The organism is Paenibacillus rhizoryzae, assembly GCF_059686995.1.
The window spans coordinates 109260-123322 of record NZ_JCAALT010000012.1 but is presented as its reverse complement, the minus strand read 5'-3'; the positions used below and the strand labels follow the sequence as shown (position 1 = coordinate 123322).

Below are 14063 nucleotides of genomic sequence, written 5' to 3'. Positions count from 1 at the left end.
CCCTTAATTCTCCCATAAGTATCGGATTTCAACGGAGACTTCGCGTACGAATTGCAGGACATGATTCGTCAGGGAGAAGACGAGACCGACCGTTCCCCAGAAGGTGATAAAAGCAAAGATAGACAGCAGGAGGACGCCAACCGATTTCTTAAAGGAATAATCATTCAGCACCTTCAGCTGGATGAAGATAAGCAGCGCGACCCATAGCCAGATAATAAGATTCATGCTGTTATAAAGCCCCAACTCACCTCTTGAGATCACTAAGGAAATCGCAGCGAGCGGAATCGCAAATACGATATACGGAATGAGCGCGTAGGACATTGCCGTTAAGATTTGGCTGAAATAGGCTTCTCCGTCCATAATCGCCGTAATCAGATAACAAGCGATAACCCCGGAGATTAATGGCACCACGAAACGGATGATTTCCAAGTTCAAATCGGCGTATTCGGGCTGTAGGGACGTAATATGGAAGCTTGTCATATAGATCGTTACGATCCTGACACACAAGGTGAGAAGAATGAGCACAAATGCTGACATGAGATGTTTCTTCTTCTGAAGCTCTTCAAAGGCGTCCACCGGATGAAAAAGTATGGCTACCCCGAGCCGCAGCGAACGCAGACCGGACTGTTTCACAGCTGCCGTATTCAATAGCCATACCTCCTTATGACCGTGTTCGTAATGCGAATCATGAATCTCACGATGAGGTAGACGGCATAGATGATGAGAACGGCGGCGATTAGAATCCATCCGAGGTTTTGGCGCATGAAGTCATGCCGGTATTCGGCAAAGGCCTTGGAATACCCATCTTGATCTTCGCCCAGTTTGAATTCCTTCATGGCTTCTTTCCACTTCTCTTCTTTCATCAATGCTTTCGCCACGCCTCGATGGGCTAGCGGGTAATTCTCATCGATTTTCAAAACTTCCTTCCAAGGGACTAACGCCTCTTGATAACGTCCGTTATAATGCAGCTGGCTCGCCTCATGGACAAGCTCCGCAAACCGCGTCGGCTTGAACATCTGAATGTTGTTCCGATCGCGGTCAAGCACGTAGATCGTGCCTGCTTTATCGACAACAATGCTGGACGGATATTCAAACCTGCTCTTCGCATCGCCTTGACCGCCGAATACGGCCAGCAAGTTCCCCTCTTGATCGTATTGATAGATTTTGCGAGACATCGCATCCAGCGCATTGATAATGCCATACTGATCGATGGCTAAATCGGCGAAATAGGGAAGCTCCAGCGTTCCGCTGTCGATCGAGGATTCACCGAAAAACTTCTTCGCGTAGATGTTCTCGCCCATTGCATTGAACTTCTTGATTTGATCGGCGTCGCTCAGCACGGTTGGCGCATAAATGAATCCCTTGCTGTCAATCGTCAGATTGGAATTCTGCTGCGGCACGGCATTATTGAGCTGCTCCCTCTGCTCGGGAGTGGCCAATAATCGAATAAGGAGCTTCTTCCAATCGAAAGGAACGCGGTTGGCTCCGATATAGCCTCGAAACCGGTTCATGGCATCGATCATCATAAAGCCGCTGTAGTCCGTCTTATTGAGCACGTACAAATAACCTCGCCGATCCATAATGACTTTATCCGGGGCGAAATCCAGATCCTCGCTTAGCAGGGAAGATTCCGGTTTCACGAATTCTTCGACAAGCTTGCCTTCCGGCGACAAATGGATAACCTTGCCGCTGCCCGTGTCCGCCACGAACATATCGCCGAGACTATCCACGAATATACCGCTCGGCTGGTCAAGCAGGACGCCTTGCTCCTTGCCAAAGATACCCAATACTTTGCCGTCATTGCTTAATTTCACGATCCGATTGTTATCCGTATCCGCGACATATAACTGCCCCTTCTCATCGATAAACAAGTCGCTTGGTTTATTTAAGCCGGGCTCGCCTACATCCAGAATGACGTTGTCTACCGTATATGTGAGCGGAATCGGAACTTTATAGCCGTACATCGGATCAAGGGTATAAGACATTTGCGGTAGCGCATGGGCGGGTAAAGCTCCAAGCAGAACAAGCAGACAGCAGCCGATTAAGCTTGCTGATATACGTTTGATCATCGTGTCCGCCCCCTAAGATTTGATCCCGGAATGAACCATCGTGTTCATGATAAGCTTCTGAAACAGTAGAAAGATTAAGATAGGGGGCAGCGTGATCAACAAGGTGCCTGCAGCAAGTGCGCCGGACCGCGCAACAACCCCCGGTCCCCCGGCAAGCGTTTGGATCGCGAGCGGCAGCGTCTTCATCGTTTCGCTAGTCGTAAATACTAGCGCGGAGAAATAATCATTCCAGTTTCCGATGAAGGTGAAGATGATCAAGGTTGCCCAGGCCGGCTTACTGACCGCCATAATGACTCGCCAGAAGATTCTCCACTCCGAAGCGCCGTCGATATGCGCCGCTTCGATTAACGCATCGGGGATTTGATCGAAAAACTGCTTCATCAGGAAGATATTGAAGGCAACCGCGACCTTCGGCAGTATTAACGCCCAGTACGTGTTGACTAAACCCAGCTTAGACACGATCAAGTAAGTCGGGATCTGCGTCACCTGCGGCGAGAACATCAGTGCCGAGAGGATCACGGCAAAGATGAAGCCGGCACCCGGCGGCTTAAACTTGGAGAGCACGTATGCGCCTAAGCAGCAAACAAACAAGCTTGCCGCTACGATGGTAATCGAAACAAATACGCTGTTGAAGATATAGCGGGAGAAGGGCACGATCGAGCTGTCCGTTGCGGTTAGCAAATCATAGAAGCTGCGCAGCGTCGGCTTCTGCACGAAAAATCTTGGCGGATAAAGAAACAGCTCATCCAGCGGCTTGAAGGCCGTTGAAACCATGTAAATGATCGGCATGGCCGTAAAACCAACCAACGCAATCATGACTAGGTACAACAATCCCCTGTTAAAGCGGGCCGCAAATTTCGCATAGTTTACCGTCACGTCCTTTGGCCCCCTTATTGTTCTTTGGATGATAATAACTTCATCACGATCCGCCCCAAACCGAAGGTTAAGAAGAACAGGAAGACCGCAATGGAAGACGCGTATCCGAGTTCGAACCGAATGAAAGCATAATCGAAGAGATGCGAGATAATGGTATGACCTGCGTAGTTCGGGCTTGGCATGCCCGCGATGGCCACTGCAATGTCGAATACGCCAAAGGCAGCCACGATGGAATTGACCGCGCCGAACAGGAGCTGCGGTTTCATCAAGGGCAGCGTAATAAACCACAGCTCTTGGAATTTGCTTGAAATGCCGTCAATCGAACCCGCTTCGTAGAGCTCGGGCGAAACATTCTGCAAGCCTGCAAGGAAGACCAGAAAGCCGGTCCCCATGCTCATCCATAGGGAAACGATGATAATTACCGGCATGATCGTATCCGGGTCGGTCGTCCACAGAATGGGTTCGCTGATCATTCCCCAGCTGAGCATCCAATTGTTCAACAACCCGTAACGGTCTCCCGAGAAGATATAGAGCCAGACGATCGATAACGCGATACCGCTCGTAATCGACGGCACGTAGAAGGCGAGCGAGAAAATCATTTTGGCGCGCAAGGTGTTGATCACCCAGGCGAGCAGAAAAGAGAGGCAATAGCTCAGCGGACCTGCGATGACTGCGAATATAAACGTATTCTTCAGAGATTTGATGAAGATATCATCTTCCAGGAACAAGACGCTGTAATTCGAGAGCCCGACCCACTTCGCCGGTTGAAGCATGTTGTAATAGGTGAAGCTCAGGTAGATGGATTGCACGACGGGAATAACCGTAAAGACGATGAACAGGATGAGAAATGGACTTAGAAACAAGTACCCTAGCGCAGCCTTCCGGCCAGCCTGGGATAATTTGAATCGGCTTACCTTCTGGGATTTCAGCTGAAGCGGACTATTCACTTCTACACTGCTTTGCATACCGCTCCTCCTCGTGCCTTCACAATTAATCCGGCGTGAATCCGAACTCTTTTTGCTTGGCTCTAAGCTCTTTGTTAATATCCTTAACGCCCTGCTCCAGCGACTCTCTTATATTCATTCCGCCCAGAACGACGCGGTTCCAAGCATTATCGATGTTCCGCGGCGTAAAGTAGCCACCGAGCACATACGGCTGTTCCTTGTAATACTTCAGTTGCTCTGACAAAGCCTTCAAGTCATCCTCCGGCCAAGGCAGCTGCGTGAAGGCTTCCATGTTCGCCGTATTCCAGCGGGCTTCGACCCCAAGCAACGCTTCCAGCTCTTGCGCGAATTGAACTTGACTGTCCTTGCTCGTCCACCACTTCAGAAACTCCCATGCTTCCTTCTGATGCTTGGATTGCTTGAAGATGGCTACCGATTGCGCAACTCCGCCGCTCGTACGGTCAATCTTCCCGTCTTGGTTGATGTGCCCCGGCGAAGGCGCTACGCCCCAGCGGCCAACCAGCTCGGGCGCTGCCGTAGAGAGCAGGACGTAGGTCAGATAGTCCGATATGCCAATCGGCATTTCTCCGGTGCGGAACCGGTTGAAGAAATTGGCGGCAACCGGAAATTTATAATTGGTGTACAGCTCCGTCCATTCCGTGAAGGCTTGAAAGGCTTCCGGAGAATCAAGCGCCGACTTCGTTCCGTTCGCTTGATAGAATTCCCCTCCGTTCTGATAGAGGAACGGCATGAAGCCGAGGGATGAAATCGGGTAATACATCTGCATCCCGTTCTGCTGCAGGATCGGCAGCATGGCGTAGGTATCTTCCCAAGTTTGCGGAACGCTCACGCCAAGCTCCTTCAGGATATCCTTCCGATAGACCAATACGTTGAAATCCTGCGTTTCCGGCAGCGCATAATTGCCGCCGTTATAGCGGAACGGAATCAGCGAGCCCGGTAGAAATCGTTTGCTGACTTCCCCGTAATCCGGAAACTGGGATAAATCGACGGCAGCATCCCTGATCGCAAACTCGACGGGCAAATGCGAATCGACGCCGGTTGCGACATCCGGTGCTTTGCCGGAACTGGCCGCAAGCAGCAGCGTATTGACGGAACCCGAGTTGAGCTGCCCCGCCGGGAGCGTGTTCACATTAATGTGTATCCCGGTCTTTGGCGTGAACTCTTCTTCCGCCATCTCCTTCATGATTTCCGCCCACTCTTTACCCCGAGAGACCCATACCTCGATAACCGGGCCCGTTTCTTGTGCCTGCTGGTCCTTGTCGTAGACGCTGCCGACACCGGTATAATCCTTGGTAAAGGAGGCGATGAAATTTTTAAGCGTACTGACGGTCTTTTGCAGGAAATTGGACTTCACCTTCGGATACTTCGTATCCGGGGCACTGATCAGCAGGTAGTCCAGAACGAGCGGAACATTCTGCAAGCCCATCAGCAGCGTGCTTAAATTGGTTTGGCTGTTGCTGAGCTCCGAAATTTGCCTTGGAATCGTATCGGGATTGTTGATCATTTTCTCGAACGTATGATTCATCATGCGAAGACTGTTTACCGTACTCGGCTCTTTCTCCGATATGGCATTCAGCGCATCCATTTGGACCAGCAAATCATCGGCAATGACCTTTAAATCATCAATAAGCTTAGGGATCTTCTTGCCCAGCTCATATTCGAAGTTTGGATCCGGGGTCGGCCCCGTCACCATAATAATTCGCCTGTAGAGATCGGACAGCTTCTGCGTATCCGCCGTTAAGTTCTCGACGATCGACTGATAGGGCCCGACAACCGCAACCATCGTGATCGTATGCTCGCCTGCAGTTAGATGCACGAGCAGCGGCTGCGCTTCTCCGCTTTGTTCATTGTCTTTATGAAGGGTCTCGATTCGCCAGTTTCGGGAGTAGGAGAACGGATACTCGGCCAACTCTTGAAACGGAACCTTCCCATCTATGAGAATTTGGCGATAAGACGGTAACCCATCGCCCCACCATTGTCCAAATTTCATGCCGATCTTATATAATCCGTCCTTCGGGACCGAGAACGTCCAAGACGCCTTCTGTCCGCCTTTTCTCCAGCGCCAGTCGCCGAATGCATTCAGCAATTTCGTTCCGTCTCCCGCCGGTTCCATTAAAGGATCCCCGTTTGATTCTCTGCGAATCGTCGGATCGGATTTCATCGGATTGTTCTCCGCTTGCACCTTCACGTTAACTTGCTGGACCGGCTCTAAGCCTTGTGCTTCGTAAGCCTGTTCGGTTTCGTTATAATGCGATAATTGCTCCGGTGACTTGACCCGTATTTCGTCCAGCGCCATCGATTCCACCAAATACTTCATCCGAATCACATGCTTGCCTGCACCGAAGTAGAATTGAAAAGGGGCTGAGTACAGACCGTTTCCGTCCGTGATCGCTTCTTCCATCCACAGCGGTTTCTCGACTTGCTTCGGCCGTACATCGTCGCCTTGATTGTTCTTAAGCGGATTGCCTTGATCCATCCAGTTGCGGGTAAAGTAGATCCGCTGCGCTTCGCGGAATGGGCTTTGCCCATCGATGAGCAGCTCACGCTGGATCGGCAGCCTCTTCCCGGCTAGCGGATAGTAACTCGCTGCGAGATTATACAGTCCGTCCTGCGGAACCTCAAAGGTCCACTCCAGCCACTCCGTATCCTTCTCCCAGATCAGGGCGGATGACGCACCTTCGACCGCTTGGGTACTCGGCTTAACGCCGCCGGCTGCTGAATATTGATCAGCCTTCAGGCTGGCCTCGAATGGCTCTGCCGGTTTATAGCCTTTCTCTTTGTACGCGGCCAACGTTTTTCCATAGGTTGGCTGCAGAATATCATCGACGGACATATCGGTTAAATCCGCTTGCGGCACGCCTTGATTCTGGTTGCGATCCCGTAACCGCTCGCTGGCATAAGATTGCATGGTATCGCCAAAAGTGACCGAAACAACAAGAAAGGTGATCGATATAAGCATGACTTTCTTCCATTTCCATGCATCATTCCAATGCCATTTCAACAATCCTCACCTCTTTGTCATTCAATTCAATAGGAAGGGGCAGCACTGACTCCTGCCCCCTTCGTTCCTATGCATCTATTTGGCAGTTAGTTTCTTGAGCTCATTGTCTACATTCTTCTTCGCTTCATCCAGCAGCTTCTTCGGTTCGCCTTTCCCGTTTAGCGCCGCATCCGAAGCCTTGAAGGTCTCATCCCATAATTTCTGGCCTGCCGGGGTAACCGGACGGGTATGCGCGATTGCCATCAGATCGACGAACACTTTCAATTTTTCTTTCTCCGCAATCTTCAATTCCTCGTTTACTTTCGGCATCGCCGTTATATCGTTGCCTGCGTCTGCGCGTTTGCCCCAGAGCAGCGTTCCTTGGTAACCGGCAATAAATTTAAGCAGCTCCCACGATTCTTTAGGATGCTTAGCTCCCTTAGGCATAACCCACGACCAGCCGCCCGCCCAAGTGGTTTGCGCAAATCCATCCTCGGAAGGCATCGGTGCGACGCCCCACTCAAAGGTCGGTTTAACCTTTGCGTTACTGGTCAAATCGTTCAAGATCCAGTTGCCGTCGAACACGAATCCGACTTTACCCGTCCAGAACGGATTGATTCCCGTTTTGCCCATGACGTCATTGAACTTGTTGATTTTGGCCATATCATACTTCTTCGCATAACCGGCCATCCATTCCAGCGCTTTCACGATTTGCGGATCGTTTGGCGTTAATTCTTCGCCCTTTGCCCATTCTCCGCCAAAGTTCCAGCCCTGCGTATATAAGAAGCCTTGATTCATCCATGGAATAAAGCCAACTTGTTCGTATCCGCTGCTCGTTTTCTTAAAGATTTTCTCTGCTGCCGCATCGAGCTCACTGATGGTAGTTGGCGGCTTCTCCGGATCAAGGCCTGCTTCCTTCATCAATGTTTTGTTGTAATACATCGCGCGGTTGTCCGTGCCGAACGGCATGGCGTATAGCTCGCCTTTGTAATTCCCTTCCGCCCAGACGCTCGGATAATAATCATCTGCGCTTACGTCGCCATCGATCTCAAGGTACGGACTCAAGCTCTCCAGCGAGCCTTTGGCCGCCCATGCTCCTGCCATGAAGCGATCAAGAAGCGCCACATCCGGCGGAGTTCCTCCCGCAATCAGCGTCGTTAATTTCTCGATCCCTTGCTCGGCAATGTATTTCACTTTAATATTCGGGTGCAATTTCTCGAATTCGCTGATTACGATCTTGGTGTAGTCCGTCTGGAACTTGCCACCCCAGCCCCAGAAATCGAGTGTTACTTTCTCACCGCTGTCTTGGCTTGGTGCATTGTCTGTGCTTGCTGTGTTGTCCGGGCTCGCCGTATTGTCTGGACTTGTTGAACTCGATGCGTTATCCGCTTCGGTCGCATTCGTTCCATTCTCTCCATTCGTCCCCCCGCAGCCTGTCAATACCAAACTTACCGAAAGTGCAGCAATGAAAAACTTAATCATTCCCGGTTTCAAAGCTAGAGCCTCCATACCTTTTCTCCTCCTATTAACTCGTATTCAGGATATCCTTCGCTACACGTTCTCAGTGTAAACGCTTTTATTTCGCGCGGTAACGAGACTGCTTTTGCATTTGGTGTACTATTTTGACTTGATTTGTATTTCGGGCACAAAAAGAGAGTCTATCTCGTTCGATAGACTCTCCATCCGATTTCTTATAACGTGTTTGGCGTAGGATGCTCCGTCTTACTTCGTTCTTCGGATTTCACTTCGATTAAGTGAGCATCGAGTTTCCGCTTCAATTCATCCAGCAGCACCTTCGGATCACCCTGCAAATTGACAGCCAGCTTCTGCACCCGGTACAGCTCGTCCCACATATAACCGCCTATCGGCGATACCGGACGAATGTAGGCATGCTCAAGAAGTTTAACGAAGACTTCCAGGTTTTTCTTCTTATCCAAGCCCAGCTGCTTGTTCACTTCCGGAATACTGCTCAGATCATAGGTTTGGCCGCGGCCCGCCCAGAGAAACGATCCTTCTTTCCCCGCTACAAATTTAATAAACCGCCAAGCGAGTTCTTTGTGCTTCGCGCCTTTGGGCATGGCGAACGACCAGCCCCCTGCCCACGTCACCGATCGGCCGACTTCCTTCGCGGGCATAGGTGCAATTCCCCATTCGAAATTCACGTCATCCATATCGTTCAGCAGCCAATTCCCTTCATAAATGAAGCCGACCTTCCCCGAGACGAATGGATTAACACCGGCTAGCCTAATCGCATCCGAGAAGCTTGCCAGCTTCTTGGTGCCGTACTTCTTGGCATAGCTCTGCATCCATTGCAGTGCCTCGACGTTCTCAGGATTGTTGGGTGTCAGCTCTCCTGCTTTCTCCCAATGACCGCCAAAATTCCACCCGTTCGCATATAAGAAGCCTTGCGCCATCCAAGGGACAAAACCCACTTGCTCGTAGGCGCCTTCTTTATTTCGTTTGAACATTTTCTCCGCCATCGCATCTAAATCGGCAACCGTTGCTGGCGGCTTGTTGGGATCAAGACCCGCTTCTTCCATCATCGATTTATTGTAAAGCATTGCCCGGCTGTCCACATTCCATGGCAGGGCAAACGTTTTATTGTTATATTGCGTTTCCGGCCAGATGTTTCGATAATAGATGCCTGCCATATGATCCCGAATCACATCGCTGGACAAGTCCTCCAAAGCCCCCATCGCCGCCCATTCGCTGACCAAGAATCGATCGATCATCGCGACGTCAGGCGGCCTGCTTCCTGCAATCGCCGTTAACAGTTTATCGGATGCCTGCGAATTATCGGAATTCTCGACAAACATCATTTTAACTTTAATATCCGGATTTGCCTTCTCAAAAGGGACAACGACCGTATCATGGAATTCTTGTTGAAATCCTCCGCCCCACGGGAACCAGAAGCTTATCGTTACAGGGTCGCTGCCCTGCTTCACACTGCTCTTGGAATCTTGCTGCGAAGCCGTCAGCATGGAGATGGCTTCTGAACTTAATTTGGTTCCTTTGATAAATAAGACACTCGATAACATGATGACGATGATCATGAGGGCAAGCATGAACGAAACAAGCTTCTTATTATTTAAAAGCATTTTCATCGTGACCTACATCCTCTCTTCCATTCTCGCGAAATCAATTCCATCTACTGCCATACTGCATCAGGCGTTCAGCCGGCATGTTTGCTTTGATTTCTCTTGGTGAGGGGGATCGTCATCGTGACTTCGGTGCCAACGCCATTTTTGCTTTGAATCTCGATTCCGTACTGGTCGCCGTAAGCGATATGGATTTGCGAATTAATATTCCGCAGGGCAAAATTATCGTATTCCACCGGCCCCTTGCCGCTTAGAATGAGCTGCAGATTGGAGAGCTTGTCTGCTGCAATTCCCGCGCCATTATCCGTTACCTTAAACTTCAGGCAATCGTCCTCGTGAATAAACGCGACATCAAGCCGTCCTTTGCCGGACTTTTTCTCCAACCCATGATAAATCGCGTTCTCTACAAGCGGTTGGAAAATATATTTCAACACCGTATACTTCTCAAGGGAATGATCGACATGCAAATGAAGCGAGAACTTATCCTGATAACGAATTTTCTGGATCATAATGTAGCTGTCGAGCAGCTGTACGACCTCGCTCACGGAGACCTCGTCCCGGCCTTCGTTTAAGCTTACCCGTAAATACTTGGACAGCCCGAATATCATGGTACTGATATCGTCCACCTTGTGAATGCGGGCAATCCAATGAATCGAATCCAGCGTATTGTATAGAAAATGGGCATTGATCTGAGAGCCGAGCATTTTGAGCTGTAGTCCCTGCTCGAGCAGCTTCTGCACGTAGAGCTCATTAATCAATTCCTTGATACGCGCAACCATCCGGTTAAAATGGGTAAACAGATAGCCAAATTCATCCTCCCGTTTGTCTTCGATACGAGCGTCGAAATCACCGTTCTCCGCTTTGCGCATGGCACGAATCATCTTCTGGAGCGGTCGATGGACCGTCGAGGCGATAAAGATGGCGAGCAGGATGCCGATGAAGGCGAACGCCAGTCCAAGGGTAAGGATATACCACCGGAGACTGCCCGCTTCCTTGATTAAGTCAGCGCCCAGCAGCATGCCGACAAGCGTCCAATTACTCGTTTCCAAGCGGTTGTAGACAACCAGCATTTGTTCCCCATCCATCGGTGTGCTGAATATGCCTTGCTGCTCTTCGCCAAGCGAAACCCCAAGCATGTTCGATAGGCGTACGCCATCCTTATCGCCGATGATTTGCCCTTCTTCATCCACGATGACATTCATGCCTGATCCGTTGTAGTCGATTTCCGACAGAATCTCGATAATCTCCGTTGGATCGATTTCATAGACCAGCACGCCTATGATTTCGCCGCGGGTAGTAAAGTTCTTCTCCGCACGGCCAAAGCTGAATACCGGCGTAGGGTCTCCACTCTTAATGAGCGAGGGACGGATGCCAAAATAGACGACCTCCCCGTCAGCCTCCCGAATTTGCTTATACCAGGATTGCTCCATAAATCCGTTGGTGTAGGAGTTATACGCGGGAAACGAAGTCTTAGGCGAATAATGATAGGAGAAGCCTTTCTCACCGAGCAAATAGATATCGTTGATATCATTTCTTGAATTCACGAGATTCGATAGAAAGGCCGTATTCGCGTCATTATTCTGTATCTGCTCTGTCTCATTGGTAAACTTTCCGATGAGCTGTTTCTGAATCTCCTCGTTGCCTACGACCTGAAGGGAACGATCCTCGTAGCCTTCCAAAATAATATCGATCCGTTTGCTCATCTGCTGTACATTCTGAAGCGCCATTCCGCCGATCTTGTCCTCCATCAGCTCCGCGGATTTATCATAAAAGAGATAGCCCATCACGGTAATAATAATCAGCATGCTGGCTACAAATAACACAAAAACTTTCACACCGACGGTAGGGAGCTTCAACTTTCCAATGCGTGCCAGTAGGATGGTATCCCTCTTTTCTTATGTGCCGTAGTTTCGAAATTGGGCAGGGGTTATCCCTTCCGATTCCTTAAAGGTTTTGACGAAATGCCGGAAGTCCTTATACCCCACTGATTCTGCAACCTCATATATCTTAAGCGGCGTCTGCTCGAGCAGTTCTTTCGCTTTCGCGACTCTTATGCGAATGAGATAACGGCTCAATGTTTCGCCGACCTCAGCATGGAAGACCCTGCTGAAATAGGATGGGTTCATATAGATCGTTTCTGCGACTTTATTGAGGCTGATGCCATGGTGATAATTATCGTGAATGTAGCGCAAGGCGATTTCGATCGTATTGCGCTGTCCTGATCCGGTAGCGGCTCTATCTTTCTTAAGAAAGACACTTATAATCGTGTTCTTCCAGTTGTCCAGCGTACAGCGGTAGAGCTGCAGCTTCTGCTGATGGGTGACGATGCATGGCTCCGAATGCTCTTTCGCTATGCAAAGCTCCTTCCATTTGGATAGAAGAATGCCGATATACATGTTCATCTCGCATCTAACGGCAAGCGGCGAGGTCTGTTTAACAAGCGCTTGAATGAGCTGCGTCTGCTGGTCAAGCAGATCGATCACCTTTTCTTCGTCCATGAGCTTGATGGCATGAAGAATGCGATTCATCCACGACATATCCAGCGCTTCGGCTTTGATCGCAATGGAGGGCACACCTCCGGCGAATGTGACCGTTTGTTTTCCATTAGAGGTTCCGACATCCGTGCCGTCAGGACCATAGACAAAACCAGTGCCGTTCAATACATATCCCACACTTCTTGTAAGCGCTTCCCTAAAAGCGAATACTAGTTCTTTGGCCTCTCCCATGCCGCTGATGCCTATGCTAGTTTGAATGCCCAGCACTTCAAGCGCGCCTTCAATGATCAGCTGCCCGCAGCGGTAGGCTTCCAGGTCATGATCAGCTGTCTCGTTCTCCCAAGAGATAATTAGCGCTACATCCGCAAATTCATTCTCATGCAGCAGACATGCCGCGCAGGATACGCCCGCTTCATGAAAGACCTCCTCCATCAGTTTGCCAAGCGCGTATCGGAGCTGGGAACAGCCTCTCTCGCTCATATCCCGCTCGCCCCAATCATGGACAACGGCAGATAGGACGATAAGTCGATTCGGGTTCAAATCAATGCGAAGCGCCTCCCATTTGGACACTACATCCTGGCCTGAAACAGGCTGGGTTAAACACGTTTCCAAATGCTTCTGCCTGGCGAGGGGCAGACTCTCTCTAACACGGCCTGAAAGCTCCTCCAGCCGGTAGGCGAGCTCTCTCTTCTTCGTGATTTCACCGATGCAGCGCTCAATAATCTCCATGAGGACCTTTTCCTCAATAGGTTTAAGAATATAATCGAAAGCGCCTAGCTTCACTGCTTTCTGGGCATACACGAAGTCACTGAACCCGCTTATAAAAATAACCTTTATATCCAAGCCTCTTCGCTCGATTTCCTCCATTAATTCCATACCGTCCATGGTGGGCATTCTAATATCGGAGATGACGATGTCCGGCGCATTCGAATCGATCAGCTTCAGCGCCTCACATCCATCCTTGGCATCACCAATGAATTGAATGCCATGCGCGCTCCAGTCAATCGTCTGCTTCAATCCTTCACGAATCCAACGCTCATCATCGACAACCATAAGTTTTATCACTTTATTTTGCCTCCTTCGACAAAGCGTCCCCCATCTAACTGGACTTTGACTTTCATATTACAGAAGCAGGGGAAGTTATTTAAGGTTGTTATTTTTGGATTTGGTGTATTATTTTTACCTGCTGGCTGCTCCTCGCAAGTTTCTTTAATTGAAAAATTATCCATTCGCATTATTATACAATAACATTACAAAGAGGTCGTACTTTGTCGGAATCTTGGAGTGTTCCTCTTAAGCGAGTAGAAGCACAAAAAAGGCCAACCAAGAAAATCCGGTTGGCCTAGAGGACTGCAGGCTATGAAGCAGAATAATGGCGTTCTAAGTGTGATACGATTGTCGGCATTGCTTTTGAACAGAGGCATCTCCGCTTCACGCAAGCTAACGAACCGTAGAGACCTTATTTCCGCCAAATGGCTGGGTTTGAAATTCTAACGAACCCTACAGGCCTTATTCGGTGTCAAAAGTACCTTTTTCGTCTCATTTCCCCTCATTAGCGTCCGTACGGTTCGTTAGATCCG

9 protein-coding genes are annotated in these 14063 nt (G+C 49.8%); all 9 read right to left on the bottom strand.

What is annotated here, in order from left to right; translation table 11 throughout:
- Positions 1 to 3: 3 nt before the first annotated feature.
- Complete coding sequence (locus AC6ESO_RS27080) at positions 4 to 648, bottom strand: Yip1 family protein (protein WP_497094111.1); 645 nt, start codon at positions 646 to 648, stop codon at positions 4 to 6.
- Positions 645 to 2069, bottom strand: a complete 1425-nt coding sequence (locus AC6ESO_RS27075) for a hypothetical protein (RefSeq protein ID WP_497094110.1) — start codon at positions 2067 to 2069, stop codon at positions 645 to 647. The genes AC6ESO_RS27080 and AC6ESO_RS27075 overlap by 4 nt, the downstream gene beginning before the upstream one ends.
- Before the next feature lie 12 nt (positions 2070 to 2081).
- Positions 2082 to 2945, bottom strand: a complete 864-nt coding sequence (locus tag AC6ESO_RS27070) for an ABC transporter permease subunit (protein WP_494817910.1) — start codon at positions 2943 to 2945, stop codon at positions 2082 to 2084.
- 14 nt (positions 2946 to 2959) lie between these two features.
- Entirely contained in the window at positions 2960 to 3910 is a 951-nt protein-coding gene (locus AC6ESO_RS27065; protein WP_494817909.1) for an ABC transporter permease subunit, read from the bottom strand.
- A gap of 25 nt (positions 3911 to 3935) precedes the next feature.
- A complete protein-coding gene (locus tag AC6ESO_RS27060; RefSeq protein ID WP_497094109.1) occupies positions 3936 to 6911 on the bottom strand; it encodes an extracellular solute-binding protein in 2976 nt (991 codons plus the stop codon).
- 75 nt (positions 6912 to 6986) lie between these two features.
- Positions 6987 to 8399, bottom strand: a complete 1413-nt coding sequence (locus tag AC6ESO_RS27055) for an extracellular solute-binding protein (protein WP_497094108.1) — start codon at positions 8397 to 8399, stop codon at positions 6987 to 6989.
- Between the two features lie 182 nt (positions 8400 to 8581).
- Positions 8582 to 9994: an ABC transporter substrate-binding protein gene (locus AC6ESO_RS27050; protein ID WP_497094107.1), complete on the bottom strand. Its 1413-nt coding sequence runs from the start codon at positions 9992 to 9994 to the stop codon at positions 8582 to 8584.
- Between the two features lie 68 nt (positions 9995 to 10062).
- Positions 10063 to 11811 carry a cache domain-containing sensor histidine kinase gene (locus tag AC6ESO_RS27045; RefSeq protein ID WP_497094106.1) on the bottom strand — a complete coding sequence of 583 codons (1749 nt, stop codon included), beginning with the start codon at positions 11809 to 11811 and terminating at the stop codon, positions 10063 to 10065.
- A gap of 72 nt (positions 11812 to 11883) precedes the next feature.
- A complete protein-coding gene (locus tag AC6ESO_RS27040; RefSeq protein WP_497094105.1) occupies positions 11884 to 13548 on the bottom strand; it encodes a response regulator transcription factor in 1665 nt (554 codons plus the stop codon).
- Positions 13549 to 14063: the final 515 nt, after the last annotated feature.